Source organism: Thalassoroseus pseudoceratinae (assembly GCF_011634775.1).
GTDB lineage: Bacteria > Planctomycetota > Planctomycetia > Planctomycetales > Planctomycetaceae > Thalassoroseus > Thalassoroseus pseudoceratinae.
This window is the reverse complement of the sequence record NZ_JAALXT010000005.1, coordinates 468,020-487,160: the sequence shown is the minus strand read 5'-3', so window position 1 is coordinate 487,160 and position 19,141 is coordinate 468,020. Positions and strand designations below refer to the sequence as shown.

Genomic DNA, 19,141 nt, shown 5'->3' with positions numbered 1-19,141 from the left:
CGTTCGTGATTATCGGTGACGATTTCGGATTGCTTTCTCCGCGACGGCTGGCGGAACCAATTGATCGACTGGCTCCAAGACCCGGAGTTCGAACAATGCCAACGGTTCGCCTTTCGCCGGTGCGGTGTCGTTTGCGTGTCGAGCGTGTTGGACAACTCGGCATTCACCGATTCGACTCAGTTCAGCGGTCCGGCTGGTTGCTGTGACCACCAACAAACGACCGGCAGACTCAAGTTCCTCGCTGAGTCGATTGGGTTCCTCGACTCGTGCGGCTGATTCCGGCAGATAATAGACGACCGGATGTTCCTTCAGTCCGTAGACGCGAATTGGTGCGGGCAGTGACTTCTCTGTCAGTTCCGCTGCGAACCGGACATCGGCCAGACGACCATCACGACTTGGAAAAATCCAGCCCATCACAAGCACATAGCACACTCCAAAACCAGCGGTTACGGAGACTAATCCGGATCGCCAGCGTCGTTGCACGAAGAACACCGAGGCGGCAAGCAATCCAACCGATAAGCATGCCATTGCCACGCCCGTCGGCAGCACCAAATGAGGCCATTTTCGACCGACGACTGCCGAACTCGCCGCGGTTATTGCGCAACCGCTGACCAAATTGACAACCACCCAACCCCGCCAGAATTGTCGCTGTCCACTTCGCAGTTCCACCACGACTTCGGAGAGCGTCCGTCCCAAAGTCAGTGAAACGGCGGGCAGTGCGGCCATGAGATAGTGATGATGTTTGAACGCCGACGCTGTCAAAATGGCGAATTGAACACAGAACCAAATCCACAGGAAGCGTTCGCGTTCGTCACCTTGTCGCAGGCGTTGCAAACTCCGAGGCCACATCCACGGCAGTAGCAACGACCAAGGCAGCATCAACGCAACCACTTGGGGGAGATAGAACCAAACCGGTTGTCGGCCCAACTGACCGATTGCCCGCCCAACAGTTTCTGCTTGCCAGATTTCCCAGGCATCCGGGATTTGTCGAAGGACGAGATAAGGCCAAATCAGAACCGCAGCCAGAATGACGAGTAACCCTAAGGGATTCAGCAGATTCCAAAACGATCGCCACCAACGCTGTGAGACGAACCACACCCCGCAGACAGACAGAATCATCGCGGGGCCGTAGTGGAATTTCGCCAACCAGGACAGCCCCACCAACGACAACACCCCGGCCCATCGCCAAAACGATCGGACACGCGATTCCCCCGGTCGGTAAGTGCCGATCAGGAATAACGCCGTAGTGGTAATAAGACACAATTGCATATCAACCTCGGCTTTACGTCCGAAGTCGATCGTGAAGACAGCGGAGAGTTGTACCAGGGCCGTGGCGACTCCCGCGGCGTGTCCGTACCATCGGCTCGCCCAATATCCCAGCAAACCGGCCAGCATCAACGCGGCCAGAACAGATGGAAGCCGCACGGTCCACTCGGCATGCGTTCCGAAGACTGCACTCCAGGTTGCGGCGGTCCAGTATGCCAACGGTGGCTTTTTCAATCGCGGTAGGTTTGCGAATCGAGGGACCACCCAATCGCCGCTGGTCAACATGCCACGTGAGACAACAGCGACGAAGCTTTCATGTTTCGTCAGCGTGCGGTAACGGCCAATCTCGAACACCAAGAGGAATAGCCCGCAAATCCCGATCAACGCCCAAATCCGCCACCGACGATGGTTCGGCGAATGTGTGGCAATTGCCGGGTTTTCCACTGCCATCCGTTGATCATGGTCCGTCACGATCGGTTTCTCCCAGGGGCATCTTGATGTGGCGATGTTCGGCACCCAAGTCGTGCTCATCCAAAGTCTTATTTCGCAGTCGACCTTCCGGAAAAGGTGCGATGCGCACAACGTGGACTTGGACTCCAACAGGCTCGCGGAGAATAGGAGAAATAGGAATTCCGCTCAAGACGGTTTCCGGAGCGGGTCACTCCTTCACGTCAGCTGTCGACCACATCGCGAGAATGGCGGTGCCGAGGTCATCGGTCTGCGGTTCTGGCGGTATTGTGGGATCGGATCGAAGAGAATGCAGCAAGTGGTCTGCCTGTTCGGGGCCACAAATTCGCTGAAGTTGTTTGAGGAAAACGGGGAAATCCTCACTACGAAGTGCGTCGCCGAAGGTGTCCCATTGACCGATGAGATGACGAGGGTTGTTCTGCTGCACCAATCGTCGCGCTTCCTCGGCGATGGCTGGCCAACCTGCCCGTGTGGCGGCAACTCCGGCGAGAATCAGAAAACGGTCACGACCAGCCAACTGCCGTTTCGCCTGCGATGCCGCCGCCAAACGCGCGTAGATGACCAAGTTACGTTCGTCATCACTCATCGCGATCATTCCTTACCGTTTCTGGGCTTTGCGTCGGGCACGGTAATCCAGAAACTTGCCAAGCGCGGTGTGGTATGGCTGATTAGTGACGAGTTTTTCATAGTCGACGCCGATCTTCCCGCACGTTTGCACCAAGTCGTCACAGAACTTCTGGTACTGCTCGAGATACATGCTTCGAAGTTGATGCGGGTCGACGAGGATGCGATGCCCGTCCCGTTCGAGACTTCGGAACTGCGTGGGATGGCTGAACGGAAAATCCTCTTCCTCGGGGGCCACAATGTGAAAAACGATCACTTCGTGCCGTGCATGACGGAACAGTTTGAGAGCGGTTGCGAAATCGGCGATTCGATCGAAACAATCGCTCAGAAAGACAATGAGACTTCGCCGTTTGATGGACGGCAACAGGTCTGCGAGCACTTTCGCGATGCTGGTTTCACGACCGGTCCGAGTGTCTTCGAGCGTTTCGACAAGTCGCCGAAAACTTTGCGGGTTCGCGGATGGTTCGAATCGGTTTCGGACGGCCGTGTCGAACGTCATCAAGCCGGTCGCATCTCGTTGCGTGAGCAGCAAATAGCCGAGCGAAGCGGCCAAGTAGCGGGCGTAATCAAATTTGGAAAGCGTGCTCTGCCCGTATCCCATGCTGCCGGAACCATCGACAACGAGATAGCACCTCAGGTTGGTTTCGTCCTCAAATTCCTTGATGTAATACTTGCCGGTTTTGCCGTAGGCTCGCCAGTCGATGTGCCGAATTTCATCGCCGGGGTAGTATTTTCGATGCTCCACAAACTCAATGCTGGAGCCTTTGAACGGGCTTTTGTGCTGCCCAATCATAAAGCCTTCCACCACGAGTCTTGCGACGACTTCGAGCTTGCCGAACTGTGCGAGTGCTGTCGGATCGAGCGGAATCTCCGAATCACCAGAAGATCGCAAAGGCATTGTTATCTTCCTATGGGAGAGGCCGCAGATTGGGAGGTGTGTTCAAAAGCTGAAACAAAAATGTCTCGCAAGTTAGCAGGGGTTGTTTGGGGTGTTTAACCGGTCTGGGAGGTGTTGGCTCACAAATGTTGTGTTTTGTCAACAGTTTATCGATGTTTCGGGAATTGGAATTGAATTGGCATTTAACTTGCCCCAAGATATTAGTTCAGTAACGCTTCACGCAACGATTCGTTTCCCACCATTGTGAACGGAGCTGTTGAGTTCCGCAAGGATTTCCAAAACCGTCTTGTCTCGCCAACCTAAGTGCTCAGCCACGATTACCACACACTGACTTCCCATGGCTAACCCTCCAAAATGGCTTTCCGAACTTGCAGATGCTGTCGCCGGCGAAATTTTGCCGATCGACATCTTGGCACCGGTGGGCTGTCACTATTGGACCAACGGTGCACTCTGGGAGGTGACTTTGTTTGTCTCGAAGACAGAGATGCAAGGCGGCCCATCTGATGGGCAGCTGAGTTGGTCTCGGTTCACCTTCGACATCTTGTCACTGCACTCATTGTTCGATTCGATCTCGTCCCTGCATTGGCAGGCGTTGCCGTTTGATGAAGATGACGATTTCGGAGCCCATCTGCTGTGTGAAGGAATCTGTGCAGGTCATTCCGTGAGTTTGCGAGTTCTTTCCCGTCCCCCAGAACAGTTTGGCGTTGGTCGTTCGGTGGATAGCTACGGACAAAAATTCAACGACGAATGGTAAACGACGACAGGAATCGTGCGACGCTCAACTTTCCTGCGTACATCGTCTACCATGAGCAGTCCGCCTCCGCTGGGAGCCGGGTGTTGAAGTCATCTCGACAATGTCGCCGTTGAAGGAACGTGATTGTGGCCGAGCGTGTCCGAATTGCTGGAGTCAGTGAGATCCCACCGGGGACCAGCCGGGAATTCGCCGTCAGCGGGCGAGTGGTGGCCGTGTTCAATGTGGACGGCGTCGTGCACGCGATGGACGGTGTTTGCCCTCACGCCGGCGGACCGCTCGGTGAGGGGCAGTTGAACGGCAACATCGTTACCTGTCCTTGGCATGGATGGCAATTCGATGTCGAGACCGGTCGGCACTGTTTGAACCCGAACTTGGTCCATGCGATCTTCGCAGTTAGTATCGAGGGAGAAGACATCTACCTCGAACTGCCGGAAGCGTAACGCGTCTTGAACCGTCCGGGTTGCGTTTGGCTTACCAAATGCGACCGGTTACCACTCTTCCGCAGCGAGCATTTCGTCGAACCGGGCGATCACTTGTTTCTTGAGTTCCTCGAAGAACTCCGGAGTGTTGAAGTACGGCAGTTGGATTTGTGGATACTCTTGGAGTGATTCGGCGGGCATCACGTAATCGTCCGCACCGAAACCTTGCATCCGCTCCAACTTGTAGCCTCTGAGGAACACACGACGGATCGTGTTTTCCAGAACGTCCGGCGAACACGACAATCCGGACACCGTCTCGATGGCGGTCGCCATCTGATCGTTGGGCAGTCCGGTGAACTTGCAGGAACCGAGGAAGTCGTCACGCAGGATCGCCAAACCACGTTTGGGGTTGGTGATGGCGTCGACCCAGTATTCCATGTTGGTTTCGCGTTCGTAGAGCAGGAGCAAATAGGTCTTCATCGACATATGCCCGCCGGCGAGTGCCCAGGGATATCCCGGATTTGTCTGCGGCAAATACGCTGGGAATTCCACGCCTTTGGCCTGCATGGCGTAACCGGTTTCGCCAAGATGACGGGACAATCGCAACGTGCCCTGCCCGAGTTCTTCGAGTCGTCCTTCGCCCATCGCAATGACGGCGTCCCGTGTGGCTTCGAAATCTCCATAGCGGAGTCCACCCGCGATGGGCTTGTCCCGGTGTCGATTGTTGTACTCCATCGCATACGAAAGCGTGGTGCCACAGGAAATGGAGTCCATCCCCATCTCGTCCACGAGTTCCACCAGTTCGCAAGATTGATGGATATCGAAAATGCCGATGTTCGATGCCAACAAGTTGAGCGGTTCAAAATCGAGTTTTGCCCGAAACTTGCCGGGCACTTCTTTCATCTTGCCGTTCTTCTCGACCGTTTCCTTGTCGTAAACGTTTTTGTGACAGCTGATTCCGCAGCGGAAACAAGATTCGTCCTTGACCAGCAGCGGCTCCATTTCTTCGACCAATGGTCGATGCAACGGCAGTGAAACCGCGGTTCCGGTGGGAACGAAGTTCATTTCTGGCATGGCGTGGACGGGGTTGAGTGCCTCGTAATTCGCCCAGGTTCCGCCGCCGCCGTTGTTCTTTTTCTTGTCTCGAAATCGTGCCGAGCCTTTGCCCCGGGCGATTTCCTGGTTGATCGTTTTGAGTTCCGGGCCGCTTTTGGGCAGTTGCACGTCTTTGATGTCGGCCACGATGGCGAGCAGATTTTTGGAACCCATCACGCCGCCCATACCGCCACGTCCGCACCAACGGGCTTTGGGATCGCCGCTTTTAAGTTGGTTCTCTGTGGACAGGGCGATGGCGGCAAACCGGACGGCGTTGTAGTTTTCACCGGCCGGACCAACGACCGCGAAATGAGCATTCGGATATTGCTGATGGAGCGTTTGAATCTTGGCGTTCGTCCGCAAACCGACGAGGTGGCTCGCGTCGAGAATTTCAAACTGCAGTTGTTCGTCGTCGCCTTTGGAAATTCGCAACAGGCTGGGTGATTCACATCGTCCGGTGAAGCAGACTTCGTCGACCCCCAGCATCCGCAATTTCGTGCCGAATTTCCCACTGCCCGCCGACCACATCGCAGAGGGTTTCCCCACGAGCGACATCTTCAATGGTGAATACGCATGGAAATACGTTCGCAATCCGGTCATGAAGTCGGTGCCACTGAGGACACCAAGATTCATGATCAAGGTTGCTTCGGGAGCATACGCATCGTTGACTGGGCAGCTTTCAAGTAGCTTGAACCCGCGAGCCATTCCCCCGAATGCGTCTTCGTAATCCACGCAGGGAATTTGCGTTACGTCGGTGGTCTTCTTGGTTAAGTTGACATCGACGTGCCGAATTTGGAAGTCCTGCGGTGTTTTGGTGGCTCCGTTGCCCGGTCCCTCCGACACGACTGCTCCTCCAATTCAGCGGATAATTCTAGAACGGGCTGTATTATGCCGAACCGTATGATCGGCCACAATGCGAGTCTCAAAATTGCCGATGGATGGCCGACGGTCTTTGAGCGAGACCGCCTGCCCCCATCAGAAAGATAACGATAAAGACAGAGAACCGTCCTACGAAACCGGTTCGTTCATCGCACTGCGGAAACTGCCATCGACGACCGCCGAACCGACCGAATCACCAAACACGTTGACCGCCGTGCGGAAGCGGTCCAACAGCCAATCGACTGAGAGAATATAGCCCACGTATTCCACCGGTAGACCGACGGCGTTGAAGACGATAATCATGGTGAACAGCCCGGCTTGGGGAATTCCGGCGGCTCCGATGGCCGCGAGCGTGGCTGTCACCGCGATGACGATTTGCTTGGTCAATGTAAGATCGAAGGCTGCCCCCATTGCCTGAGCGATAAAGATTGCCGCCGCCGCTTCGTACAATGCGGTGCCATCCATGTTGATCGTCGCGCCCAACGGCAGCACGAATTCGGCGGATTCGCGTGAAACATCCGCATCGTCGATCACGGTTTCCAATGTGATGGGCAACGTCGCCGAGGAACTGGCAGTCGAGAAAGCCGTCAACAACGGTTTCGCCATTTTTAGCATGAATCGATACGGGTTCCGACGTGTGACGAGCCAGAGAATCAAAGGCAACGTCACAAACGCATGAACGGCCAAACCGATCAACACGGTAATGAAGTAAGATTGAGTCTGTGCGATGACGGTGCCCAAACGATCCTCGGCCTGTGCTTCACCGAACTGAGCGGCGACGAGACAGAAAATCCCGATCGGGGCCGTCTTCATGATTAGCAACACGAACTGCATCAACGCGGTGTTGAATTGCTCAACGAGTGTCGTGATTGCATCCACACGGGAGCCGAGCGTGGTCAGCAATCCGGCGAAGAACAGACTAAACAGAATCAACGGCAGCAAATCCATGTTCATTGCGGAGCGGAACAGGTTATCGGTGAACAGCATCCGCACCAGGTTTTCGAGAATTCGCCCCAAACTGGGTTCCTCACCGGCATCTCGTTTCTGACGTTCCGCCTGAGTGACGGCCAGATTGGCGGCCTTCAAATCGGCGTTGGCCTGTTCGACTGCGGCTTGCAGTGCTTCATCGTCTGGCGTTTCGGCAAGTGCGGAATTTGCGCGGTCCAACTCTGCTTGGGCATCGTCTTTGGCTTGCAGCGATGTTGCCAATGCTTCATCCGCAGCCTTTCGGGCGGCAGCTTTCTGACGCGCTTCGACTGCCTCCTCACTCTGATCGGCGGCGGCTTCCAGTTCGGATTGATTCACCGCTTTGCCGGGTTGAACGATGTTCACCACCACCAAACCCACGACCACCGCGAGAATGGTCGTCGATAGATAGTACAAAACCGCCATTCCCCCTGGGCGTCCGATCCTTCGCACATCTCCCAAACCCAAGACGCCGCTCATCACGCTGACTACCACCAACGGCACCACGAGCATTTTGAGCAGCCCGAGGAAAATATCGCCACCAATTTTCAGCGATGCCGCAAAGTGCGGAAAGATCAACGCCACAATCACCGCAAGCACAATCGCCGCAACGATGGCTAATGTCGGTCCCAATCCATGACCACCGCTTCTCTTTGCAGGTGTTTCGGACGTTTCAGCGGGAGTATTCACGTGGAAGCCTTTCCAAGATGACTAACTGTACGCGGTGACATTCGGTGGGTTGCGGATGACGAGAAAACTTGACTGCGTCATCCAGAACACGACTTTCGCGGATCGGTTCGCATTCTGAACAATCCGCCCCCGCGACGCAATCACATCGTGACGGAGCAACGTCACTTACGACAAATCGTCTCCAAGCTGATCTTGTCCGTTTGGCCGGAATCTGCGATATCGCGGTTACGGAATCCGTTCGGTCTTGGGCAAATGCGATGGAACCGCTGTCGTCACCACTTCGGCAACAATTATTGAAGCTCGGCTTATGCACGCCGGGCGATCTACGGAGATGTCGTGGTCGTGTGCGAAAGTTGTCGCGAGATTTGCCGGCATTCGATTCGGTTTGGATTGATGCACTCGTCGGACGTGGCAAACTCACTCCATTCCAGGCCAGTTTGCTAGAGGAATATCGCTTCGAGGATCTCACCGTCGGTCCGTGGGTATTGGTGGACCGGCTTGGTTCCAGTGAACGAGCCGTGACATACTCGGCCAAAGATCGGTCCGCGTCTCGACGGGTCACTTTGAAACGGTCTCGTTGTCCCAAGGCGGACAGCGAACGTCTGGCGGCAGAACTACAGGATCTGATTCAGCGGTTTCCGCGAGTCCGACATGGCGGAGCGGTTGGGCCGGTGGCGGTGCTGAATTTCGGTGAGGAACTGATCACCGTCAGCCCGTTTGCTGATGGTCCGCAATTGCGAGAGTTGCTCACGCGACGCGGACGCTTCCCGGCGGATGTCGTGGAGGCCATCGCCCGGCAGATGGTGCAAACACTGGCGGAATTGGAAACGTCGGGCATTCTGCACGGCGACTTACAATTGGAGAACGTGCGGATTTCGGCGGACGGTCAAGCGGTGTTGGTCGATCCCGGTTTGACACCGATTCTTCGGCCGCAACTCACCGTTCCCGAATGCACCACTCCCAACCGTTACGACGGCACCGCTCCCGAACGCATCGGCACTGGCGAACCGTGTCGAACAACGTCGGATATGTACGCGATGGGGTGTTTGTTGTGGCATTTGTTGGCGGGACGGTCGCCGTATCCCACGGGGGATCCGTTGGCGAAACTCGTAGCTCACACCTCGAAACGCGTTCCGGATGTCCGGGAAATCGCCATCGAAACGCCGGAACCGCTCGCGAAAATCATTCATGCTTTGACAGACCCCGACCCGAATCGGCGGCCGTCATCGTTTCGACAACTGCGGGATCGGTGGGGCACCGCTCGTCCGCGACACCGGAATATCATTCGCAGTTTTCGAGAAAGTTTTCAGGCCGCGCTCGGTCGTCCCGAGAAAACCGACACATCCAGCGGACGATGGAAAACTGTCGCCGCCATGCTGCTCTGTGTTTCTGGCGCGGCCGTCACGATGTCCGATGCGGGTTTGAAATCGTGGTTGGTCAACATTCCGTCCGCTGTGAGGCCTACCGTTCCCGCGGACAAACCGGTCGAGCCAACCGACGACGCCTCGAAAACAACACCCAGCCCCAAACCGGCACCGCAGGCGTTGCCCTTGCCTTCGCCGGATGCCAATGGTGTGATTGAACTGGAAGGCGGACAGTTATACTCGGTTTCGCCGATCAACACCGTCGGACCGTTGACCGTCCGCGGGGTAGGCACAGAACCGGCGCGGTTACGGATCACGTCCACCGCCTGGAAAATCACCGCGACGACCGTCACGTTTGAGAGTCTAGACGTCGGGACGGAAACATCGGTCGCAATGGAACTTCAGGCGGAAAACTTCGGGCTGAATCGCTGTCGATTCCGAAGCACCGTTGCGGAGGGGACCACCTCGTTCATCAATTGGCAACCGCTCGATTCGGCAGGCCAACACCAAGTCTTGGTGCGGGATTGTCATTTTTCCTCGGGATCGGTTTTTACCGCCGCCGAGTTGCCAGAACACGTTCGGTTGCAGAATTCGTTGTTCGTCGATGCGGCTTCGCTCCTTCGCGTGGCGAAACCGGAATCGCCGGTGCAATCGCGGATTCGGTTGGAGTCCGTCACCGTTCGTGACGGACAATCGCTGCTCGATTGGTCAGCCGATCGGGCCATGCCATCGACGCTGCTTCAACTCTCATTGACAGACTGTCTCCTCGGGTTGAACGAAGGCGGTGCGATTGTGCGTTGGCAGTCTCCGCAACCGAACGAACTCGTCAAGACGCTCCGCATCGCTGGTCCCGGCAGTTTGTTGGGTGATGGCGGAACCATCGCGGTGGGACGTGCCAGTGCCGATGCAGCCTGGCAGATCGCCAATGATCGGTTTCTTTCCGTCGAGGATTTTGCGATCGGTCGCTTCCAGTTCACCGGTTCGGCGGCCGGTTCGGCGGCGAATTCGCAGGTTACGGATTGGCAAGGGCCCAGACGTTCCGCCAACCGTCCCGGTGCCGACGTCTCGCGGCTAACTTTCCCTAAATTCCCTACTCTCGATCCAATTCCTTGAATCGTTGTGTAATCGAATTTTTCATGAAGATCATTCGAATCTCGACCGATAACGATGATGAAGGATTTGAAGATTGAGGACACCAGTTGCACAGAACTTCGGTTGGGTCCCTACCGGCTTGAGTTTCTTCCGCAGAAGGACGCTGCATGCGACCACGATTACGTCTGTTTACAGGAGCCGCCAATTCGGCATTCGCACCCGAACCTCGCGTGAGTGTGCGTCTCGAAGAAATGGCCCGCATCCTGAGCGATGCCGTGGAACACAACCGAGCCTGGCTCGATGACTTCGCCGACGACGAAGTCGAAGTTCCCGCGGATGTGTTTGAAGTCATGACAACCTACTGGCGAATGCGGTCTTCGGCCTAATTGCCGCCGAGCCCACCGGAAATCAACGGAATCGACGAACGCCCTGGTCGGAACATCGCCAGGGTCTTTTTTTGCGCGGAACATTTTCAGCGGTGATGGCATGTGGAATTGGACGGGACGCGTCTTGCTCGCTGCGATCATAATCGCCGCTGTCTCGCTCATCGCCTACGGTGCGGATCGCTGGCGAGCCGAATGGACGGCCCACGAGACCGCCGAAAAGTTTATCTCGGCATTGCTCGCCAACGATCGGGCAGGATTGGAATCGTTGATGGCCGAGGAGATGCGTCGCAACTCCGAAGCGGCCCCCGATGATGTCTGGCAGAAGTTCGATCAGCAGGAAACCGAAATCACCGGGACAATTCAAAATGTCCGTTTGGATGGGCAGACGGCGGTCGTTCGGTGTATCCTGACGCGAAAGCCGTCGCGAGTTGTGTTCGCCTTGACGATGCAACTCAATGCCGCTTCGGAGTGGAAAATCGACGGAGTTGAAGTGCTCCGGACATTTCCGCCGTCCTGATGCGTTCCGGCGGGCATGCACATGAACAGGATCGTGAATGGAATGACGAATCTGCGTGATGATGCTCTCACAATTTGGAAAGCCGGCGTTGCCGCCGTCGATTCGCAACGGTTGGTCACAAATGTGCTTTCGGCGGATTCCGCCTCGCTGACGATCGCCGACGAAGCCATTCCACGTGATCGGTTTCAGCGTTGTGTTGTCGTCGGAGCCGGGAAAGCCGGAGCGGGAATGGCGGCCGCGGTCGAGGAGTTTTTCGCCTCGCAGGGGTTGCTCGATCACCTCTCCGGTTGGGTCAATGTGCCGGAAGACTGTGTGCGACCGCTGCGAAAAATTCAACTTCATCCCGCGAGACCGGCGGGCGTGAACGAACCGACGGAACAGGGCGTCGTTGGTTCTCGGAAGATTTTGGAATTGATCTCCGATCTCGGGCCGAACGATGTATGTTTGGTGTTGATCTCCGGCGGCGGCAGCGCATTGTTGCCCTGCCCGATTGACGGCATTTCACTCGCGGACAAACAAACCGTCACAAGGTTTCTGATGCGATCCGGCGCGACGATCGGGGAATTGAATCTCGTTCGCAAGCAACTCTCACAGATCAAAGGCGGCGGTTTGGCACGGCGATCGTCGGCAGGCCGTACGATTTCGCTGATCATCTCCGACGTCATCGGCGATCCGTTGGAGATCATTGCCTCCGGTCCGACGGTTGCAGACTCATCCACACCGACCGCTGCCCTCGCCGTGTTGGAAAAATTCGATCCCGGTCGGGAGTCTGTTCCGGAACCAATTTGGCAGGTTTTGCACCACAGGGAACGGAATTTCAATCCGCTGCCCATTCCTGACAGCGTCCGAAATTGCATCATCGGTAACAATCGTGTTGCGGTAGACGCCGCAGCGGCACAAGCAGTGACGATGGGTTATCAAATTGAAGTGCTTGGCACGGATCATGCAGGGGTTGCGAGTGAAGTCGGTCGAGATTTGGCTCGACAGTGTGCGGAGTTCTCACGATCGGCTTCTCCCGATGAACCGAAACGATGTTGGCTTAGTGGCGGTGAACCGGTGGTGCATCTTGCGTCGACCGAGTTACCGAGGAAAGGTGGGCGGAATCAGGAACTCGTGTTGGCGGCTCTGATGGAATTCTGGGACACCGGGATGGATCACCTCGCAATTCTTTCCGGCGGAACCGATGGTGAAGACGGCCCCACCAATGCCGCCGGAGCCATCGCCGATGAGCAAACTCGCGAAACCGCCGTTCACAAACAATTCAATCCAAACGAATTTTTGGCGATCAACAATTCTTATCCGTTCTTTGCACAAACAAACAGTTTGATTATCACGGGGCCGACACATACAAATGTCATGGATTTGCGGGTTGCGCTCTGGAACCCGTCATCTCCTCCTTTCCAATCATGATCCGATCTGCTCCTGATTTCTCTGGGAGCATCAGACATCCGGGAGTCGATTCGTGTCTTACACGTCTCACGTTCCATCTGTTCCGACGCAGTCGTTCACCCCACAACCTTCGTCGAAGGTCTGTTTTCTCGCCATCGTTTTCGCGTTCGGACTGGGATGCGGTTTCGTCAGCTGGAGCAAAGCCGGCCCTGTGGAACGCGCTCGGGGTGTGTGTCTTGCTCCGGAAGTTCATATCACTGCCGAGTCGCCGATTTCGTTGCTCGCGTTGCCCGTTCACTCGGGGCAAACGGTGCATGAAGGGCAAACGCTGGCCGAGATTCGGGATGAGACGGCTTGGAACTACCGCAACGAACTCGAAAAAGAACTGCAAGAATCCACCGAACAGGTTGCCGAGCGAACCCGCCAATACGAATCGGAATTGAATCTTCGTATGGCACAACTCGACGATGTGATCCAGCGGTTGAAGACCCAAGACGAAACGGAATTGGGCACCCCCGAAATTCTCGGGCTCAGTGCAGCCACGGTAGGGATTACGTCGCAACCGTCTTCGAAGTTACAGGAACTCGAACGGGAACGTCTCGAACTGCCCGCGCAAATTCGGAAAGAGCTTGAACTGGATCAGCTCATCGCGAAGCAACAGGAATGCCAGATCGCGTTCGCGGAATGGGAGCGGCTTGCCGAAGCGAAACCATGGACCGCTCCGACTGGCGGTGTCGTCGCGGGCGTGCATGTCAATCCGGAGGCCACGCTGCCAGCAAATGCGTTGTTTATGACGATTCAAGATACCGACCATCCCAAAGTTCGCGTGGAACTCAAAGCCGCGAAAGCCGCGCGATTGGAAATCGGTCAGCGAGTGTCGGTCCGATTCTCTCCGAAAGAAGAGCGAATCGGCATCTTGGAATCCATCGACACCGGACGCCATTTGGCAGGAACCGCCGCGTTTCGTGATGATCCACGATATCGGACCCTCACGATTGCCCCAGCCGAACGGTGGCCGTCCGTCCGGCAGGAATCCGGTGTCGAAATTCGTTGGAACCACGTAATTTCCCCATAATTCGGTTGCCGAAATGGCATCCGACGCGTGACCGTGCGGCGTGTCTTCGGAATTCACGAGAGACGGCGACACATCCTCAATCTGACGGCAGCTGCTTGAGGATGTTGTGGAAGTTGGTATTCTGAACGGACCCATTCGTTGGTTCCGACCACCGCGTTCCGCAAAGTGTCGACATGAAAACGCATCGATTCCGTCTCGGACTGCTCGCCGTTCTTCTGAGTATTCTGACCTCAACACAGACGCAAGCGGCAGACGGTTTGCTCGTTCGGTACGATTTCCGTGACGGCAAAGGCAACGTGGTTCATGACCGCAGCGGTGTCGGCAACCCATTGGATTTGATCATTGATTCGCCCAGCAACGTGCGTTGGGCCGCCGATCATCTCACGATCCGATCAGCGACTCGCATCGTTTCCAAGCAGCCAGCGACCAAAGTGTTTGAGGCCGTTCGCAAGTCGAATGCTATCAGCGTGGAGGCGTGGGTGAAGCCGGCGAACACATCCCAAGACGGACCGGCTCGAGTAGTGTCGATCTCGTCGGATACCAGTCACCGCAATTTCACGTTGGGGCAAGAAAAAGACCAGTACGACGCCCGCTTGCGATCCACCCGCACCAGCACCAACGGCATTCCTTCAACCAGTACACCTGCGAAGTCACTCAAAACGGAACTGACACACGTCGTCTTCACACGGGACCCACGCGGGCAGACCCGAATGTTCGTGAACGGTCGGCAAAGCGCCAACCGGAACGTCGCGGGAGACCTGCGAAATTGGGACCGGGGTTATCGACTGATCTTAGGGAATGAGCAATCGAACGATCGTCCCTGGTTGGGCGAGTTCCATGCCGTTGCGATTTACAACCGCGCGTTGTCAGCGAACGAAGTCCTTCAGAAGTTCCGGGCCGGTAGCCAAGCGGATCCCAATACATCCTCTCCATTGGCAACGCGAAAAAGCCCAAGCCGCTTTGAAACGCACATCGCTCCGTTGTTCGCGGAACACTGCCTGGAATGTCACGATTCCGCCATTCACCAAGGTGGTTTGGATCTCTCGAAGAAAGCCGCTGCGTTCGCGGGGGGAGATCGGGGGAACGTCATCACACCGGGCAATGCGAAGGACAGCGAACTGTGGCAACTCGTCGCCAAGGATGAAATGCCGCATGATCGGGCACCGCTTTCCGATGACGAAAAAGAACAACTGCGAAAGTGGCTCGACGAGGGAGCCGAATGGACTAGCGAAGCCATCGATCCGGTCGTCTACAAGAACGAAGGCCATGCGGGTGACGTGTGGGTACAACGGCTGACCTTGCCGGAGTACATCGCTACCGTGAAAGCGGCGGTCGATGTCGATATCAGCCAGGAAGCCAAGCAACTTTTGCCACCCGATCTGCGAGCCGACGGTTTCCGCAACACCGCTTACAATCTGGGAATCGATCTAAAACACATCGAAGCCTACAGCAAGCTCGCCGAAATCATTGTCAACCGGATGAATGTGCTGGAGTTCTCGGCGAAGTTTTCCAAAAGTCGTAAACTCTCGACTGACGACACCATGCGTGACCATGTCGCCGCAATGGGAAAGTGGCTTTTTCGCGGCCCACTCAATCGGGACGAAGTCAACCAATTCAGCGGCATCGCCACGACCGTCGCCAGTGCCGGCGGCGATTTCGAAGAAGCCATCCGCTACATCGTGCAGGCCATGTTGCAGTCGCCGCGGTTTGTCTATCGCATCGAACACCAACGCGGCGACGGCGGGCGACGACTGCTCGATAGTTACGAACTCGCCTCCCGCATGAGCTACATCGTCTGGGGCGCTCCGCCGGATCGTGAATTGTTCGAGGCCGCCGACCAAGGCCGCTTGAGTTCACGGGAGCAGATCGAATCGCAACTTCGGCGAATGATCAAAGACCCTCGCACCATCGATCGTTCCGAACAGTTTCTCGTCGAGTGGTTTAATCTCGATCGGCTGAGAAATCTCCGTCCCAACGAAGACCGCTTCCCCGAATGGAGCCCGAAGTTAGCAGACGACATGCGACGGGAAACAATCGCGTTCTTCCGTGAAGTCGCATGGAAACAGAACCGTCCATTATCCGATTTGTTGAACGCTCAAGTCACGTTCGCCACGCCGGAACTCGCAAAGTTCTACGACCTGAAACCCCAAAGTGATAATCTGGCTCGCTACGATTTGTCCGATGTTCCGCACCGTGGGGGATTGCTCACGCAGGGTAGTGTGCTCACGATCGGCGGTGATGAAGCCTCGATGGTGGCCCGCGGATTGTTCGTGCTCCACGATTTATTGCGAGGCACGATCAACGCTCCGCCGCCGTGCGTCAACACGACTCCGCCGCCCACAAAAACCGGACTCACCCAACGACTCATCGCGGAGCAACGCATCGGCGATTCGAGGTGCGGAGTCTGTCACGTCCGCTTCGAACCGCTCGCGTTTGGACTGGAACAATTCGACGGCATCGGAGCGTGGCACGAACGCGACGAGCACGGCAACCCGTTGCGGAGCGACGGAACGATTCTGTTCCCCGGCACGGCGAAACCGATCGCGTACACAACCTCGGCCGAACTGATGGACCGACTCGCCGACAGCGAACGTGTGCAAGAAAGTCTGACTTGGAAGGTCACACAATTCGCCCTCGGTCGCCCCTTGATCGCCGCCGACGCACCGTTGGTGAAGGAAATTCACCAGCAGTCCCAGAAGAACGGCGGCACATATGCCAGCTTGATTTCGGCCATTGTCATGAGTGATCTTGTCCAAACCACCCGCACCCAACAGGAAGAGTCGTAATGAATTCTCACCCCATCAGTCGGCGAACCATCTTAAAAGGCATGGGCGCGGTCACGGTCGGTTTGCCGTTCTTGGAGGAAATGTGGACGCCGCGACTTCACGCCGCCGATGCGAACACGGTTCCGACTCGGGCATTCAACGTGTTCTTCGGACTCGGCATCCCCGCACCGCTACAGAAAGAAGGCTATGACGGCGTGCTCGAACCGCTCAAACCGCTGAGCCAGAAATTGCTGGTCATGCGGGGCGTAGATCACGTGCGAGCCGACGAAAAAGGCAGCAACGCCCACTACGACGGTGCCGCCGCCGCGTTCACCGCCGAACCGCCCGATGGCGAAGCGAAAGCCGGTGGCGGGTCGATCGATCAAATGATCCGCCATGCCGCCTACCCCAAAGGCTTGCCCGCCGGAATGGTGCCCACGCTCGTCGGCGGAACCTTCTTTCGTCGCAGCCGCGTCGGTCGGTACGTGCACAGTTACAACCCCGATGGCACCGTCGCCGCCACGATGCAGGAAAAACCACGCGATCTGTTCGATCGTGTGTTCGGCAGTCTCGCCCCGACCGATGGCAGTCCTGATGCTCGTCGGGAACGTCTGAAACGCAGCGTCTTGGATACGGTCGTCGACCAATACCGGTTCTACACCGGACAGAATTCGCCGCTCGGTCACACCTCGCGAACCCGCATCGCCGAACATCTCGAACGCATCCGCGAATACGAACAACGTGCGTTCGCGATGAACGACAAAACCGAAGACGCCCCGCCGCTTCCACCGAACTCGAAAATCCCGCACGGCGGAACCGCGGACCCCGGCGGCGAGGGCATCGACATTACGCTCGAAGAACTGACCAGCGAATGGCGACTCATGGCGGACTTGTACGCCCTGGCCATTCAAACCGACCGCACACGGTTTGGTTCACTGACGTTCCTCGCGGCGGGTGAACGCATTCGGCTCACTGGCAACTACGAATACAACGGCCGCAAGGTCTTCGAGTTCAATGACAAAGCCCAGCGAAGAAAAAGCGGTTCGGGCGGGTGCAGTCACGAGTGGTGGCACGAGTTCCGTGAGAACAAAAAGAACGAAGAACTCCGTGCTCACGCCCACATGAAGATGCGAGAAGTCGCGTATTTTCTCTCACGACTCGACGGAAAAGATTCCATCGACGCCAACGGCAAGACGATCCTCGAAAACTCGCTGATTACCATTTCCACAGAATCCGGCGACGGCCGCCACAACGACATCAAACGCGAACTCTCCGGCATCTTCCACGCCTGCACGGGCGCCGGTGGACGATTCAAAACCGGGCAAATCCTCGACGTGAACGCCGAAGGTCTCGACGTCTACAACACCATGCTCACCACAATGAACGTCCCCAAACACCTCGGCCCAGAGAAACGCACTCCAACGAAGATCGACAGCATCCGCGCGTAATCTCTTTAAGTTTGTAGGCTGGGACAAGTCCCAGCACTTTTACCAAATCTTTGCCGCCAGTGCTGGGTCTCGATCCAGCCTACACTTATTCCGTATCCTGATAGAGTTTCGCCAACTCAATCAGCACCGGTTCGAGACGTGCATAGTACTCGTCTTCGGGGAGCGATGATTTTTTCTCGCGAAGTTCAGCGATTTGGCGTTCGAGTTCGTCTCGTCTTTGTCTCAGTGTTTCCGACAATTTCGCCTCATCCCCGCGACGGATGAGGACGAATTGATTCGCTCGTAGGCCGTCGGCTTGGGCTCCGTCTTTGGCGGTGCGAATCGCACGGTAACCGCGGAACCAGTCGGCAGGTGTGCCGAGGCCGTCGCCGTTGTCGTCGATCAACGCATGCTCGGAAACCAAGCGGGCATCTTGCTTGTAGAACTCATTCGTGTGTGAGGAAGCCGCCAAAAATGCTTCCAATAATGAAACTTGTTCGTCTTTGTCGAGGTCGGCTTCCGCGTCGGAAATGGCTTGCGAGAGATAGTCACCAAACCGGGCGTAGTTGTGTTCAAAGCCGCTTTTGGTTGCGGTGACAATTACGCGATTCGGACCGGAGAGACGATTCACGAACGGCCCGCTGGCCGATGCGGTATTGATGACCGCCAACGGCATCGGTAGTGGCGTGAGCCATTTTGCGAGTTCCTCGGCGGTGACATCCGGCCCGTGCAGATTGAACTTCGCCCGTGTGCCGTCGAATGTGCCATGCCCGATCAGCACTAACCACACCGCAGGCGTTTTCGAATCCTCCAATTTCTTGAGTTTTTGCTGGAGAACTTGGCGGTCGTCTTGATCCGATGCATCGCCGATGCGAATGAACTGGGCCTTCGCTTCTTCGGTAGCAGTTTGCCAGCGGTCCGCCCAGGTGTTGAATGCGGTGCCGTATTCTTCGGTTCCTGGAGCGCCGGTGACGACGATCACCGTTGGTGCATCCGCTTGAGTGGCAAGCGAAGCTAGCATCAAGACAACAAAAGTACCGATCATTGTGTGATTGCTCGTCAGGTTT

General features: G+C 56.5%; 16 protein-coding genes. 9 read left to right on the top strand and 7 right to left on the bottom strand.

Translation table 11 applies throughout. The features are described 5' to 3' along the window. Nucleotides 1–9: 9 nt before the first annotated feature. From G6R38_RS19660 to G6R38_RS19650, 3 genes are all read right to left on the bottom strand, one after another. Nucleotides 10–1,797 (bottom strand): ArnT family glycosyltransferase, encoded by a 1,788-nt coding sequence (locus G6R38_RS19660; protein ID WP_166830262.1) that lies wholly within the window; start codon nt 1,795–1,797, stop codon nt 10–12. A gap of 127 nt (nt 1,798–1,924) precedes the next feature. Next, a complete protein-coding gene (locus G6R38_RS19655; protein ID WP_166830260.1) occupies nt 1,925–2,320 on the bottom strand; it encodes a hypothetical protein in 396 nt (131 codons plus the stop codon). Nucleotides 2,321–2,332: 12 nt separating this feature from the next. Beyond that, nucleotides 2,333–3,256 carry a DUF58 domain-containing protein gene (locus G6R38_RS19650; RefSeq protein ID WP_166830258.1) on the bottom strand — a complete coding sequence of 308 codons (924 nt, stop codon included), beginning with the start codon at nt 3,254–3,256 and terminating at the stop codon, nt 2,333–2,335. A gap of 337 nt (nt 3,257–3,593) precedes the next feature. Here G6R38_RS19650 and G6R38_RS19645 point away from each other — a divergent pair, with 337 nt between their 5' ends. Together G6R38_RS19645 and G6R38_RS19640 are read left to right on the top strand one after the other, a co-directional pair. Further along, the gene (locus tag G6R38_RS19645) at nt 3,594–4,010 is read left to right on the top strand and encodes a hypothetical protein (RefSeq protein WP_166830256.1); all 417 of its coding nucleotides are present in this window, start codon (nt 3,594–3,596) and stop codon (nt 4,008–4,010) included. Nucleotides 4,011–4,135: 125 nt separating this feature from the next. Continuing rightward, entirely contained in the window at nt 4,136–4,450 is a 315-nt protein-coding gene (locus tag G6R38_RS19640) for a Rieske (2Fe-2S) protein (protein WP_166830254.1), read from the top strand. Between the two features lie 48 nt (nt 4,451–4,498). Here the strand turns inward: G6R38_RS19640 and G6R38_RS19635 are convergent, their stop codons facing one another. The 3 genes from G6R38_RS19635 to G6R38_RS19625 form a co-directional block, all read right to left on the bottom strand. Continuing rightward, nucleotides 4,499–6,367, bottom strand: a complete 1,869-nt coding sequence (locus G6R38_RS19635; protein ID WP_166830252.1) for an aldehyde ferredoxin oxidoreductase N-terminal domain-containing protein — start codon at nt 6,365–6,367, stop codon at nt 4,499–4,501. 165 nt (nt 6,368–6,532) lie between these two features. Further along, nucleotides 6,533–8,059 (bottom strand): dicarboxylate/amino acid:cation symporter, encoded by a 1,527-nt coding sequence (locus G6R38_RS19630; RefSeq protein WP_206028646.1) that lies wholly within the window; start codon nt 8,057–8,059, stop codon nt 6,533–6,535. 21 nt (nt 8,060–8,080) lie between these two features. Next, nucleotides 8,081–8,224: a hypothetical protein gene (locus tag G6R38_RS19625; RefSeq protein WP_166830250.1), complete on the bottom strand. Its 144-nt coding sequence runs from the start codon at nt 8,222–8,224 to the stop codon at nt 8,081–8,083. Nucleotides 8,225–8,403: 179 nt separating this feature from the next. Here G6R38_RS19625 and G6R38_RS19620 point away from each other — a divergent pair, with 179 nt between their 5' ends. The 7 genes from G6R38_RS19620 (at nt 8,404) to G6R38_RS19590 (ending at nt 18,095) form a co-directional block, all read left to right on the top strand. Continuing rightward, nucleotides 8,404–10,536 carry a serine/threonine protein kinase gene (locus tag G6R38_RS19620; RefSeq protein WP_166830248.1) on the top strand — a complete coding sequence of 711 codons (2,133 nt, stop codon included), beginning with the start codon at nt 8,404–8,406 and terminating at the stop codon, nt 10,534–10,536. A 146-nt stretch (nt 10,537–10,682) separates the two neighbouring features. Further along, on the top strand, nt 10,683–10,901 hold the full coding sequence (locus G6R38_RS19615) for a hypothetical protein (RefSeq protein WP_166830246.1): 219 nt from the start codon (nt 10,683–10,685) through the stop codon (nt 10,899–10,901). A 100-nt stretch (nt 10,902–11,001) separates the two neighbouring features. Further along, the gene (locus G6R38_RS19610) at nt 11,002–11,418 is read left to right on the top strand and encodes a hypothetical protein (RefSeq protein WP_166830244.1); all 417 of its coding nucleotides are present in this window, start codon (nt 11,002–11,004) and stop codon (nt 11,416–11,418) included. Between the two features lie 42 nt (nt 11,419–11,460). Then, nucleotides 11,461–12,828 carry a glycerate kinase type-2 family protein gene (locus G6R38_RS19605; RefSeq protein ID WP_166830242.1) on the top strand — a complete coding sequence of 456 codons (1,368 nt, stop codon included), beginning with the start codon at nt 11,461–11,463 and terminating at the stop codon, nt 12,826–12,828. Nucleotides 12,829–12,880: 52 nt separating this feature from the next. Beyond that, nucleotides 12,881–13,882 (top strand): HlyD family efflux transporter periplasmic adaptor subunit, encoded by a 1,002-nt coding sequence (locus tag G6R38_RS19600; protein WP_166830240.1) that lies wholly within the window; start codon nt 12,881–12,883, stop codon nt 13,880–13,882. A gap of 173 nt (nt 13,883–14,055) precedes the next feature. Next, the gene (locus tag G6R38_RS19595; RefSeq protein WP_166830238.1) at nt 14,056–16,668 is read left to right on the top strand and encodes a DUF1592 domain-containing protein; all 2,613 of its coding nucleotides are present in this window, start codon (nt 14,056–14,058) and stop codon (nt 16,666–16,668) included. Beyond that, nucleotides 16,668–18,095, top strand: a complete 1,428-nt coding sequence (locus G6R38_RS19590) for a DUF1552 domain-containing protein (protein ID WP_166830235.1) — start codon at nt 16,668–16,670, stop codon at nt 18,093–18,095. Before G6R38_RS19595 ends, G6R38_RS19590 begins: the two co-directional genes overlap by 1 nt. 85 nt (nt 18,096–18,180) lie before the next feature. Here the strand turns inward: G6R38_RS19590 and G6R38_RS19585 are convergent, their stop codons facing one another. Next, complete coding sequence (locus tag G6R38_RS19585) at nt 18,181–19,119, bottom strand: hypothetical protein (protein WP_166830233.1); 939 nt, start codon at nt 19,117–19,119, stop codon at nt 18,181–18,183. Between the last annotated feature and the right edge of the window lie 22 nt (nt 19,120–19,141).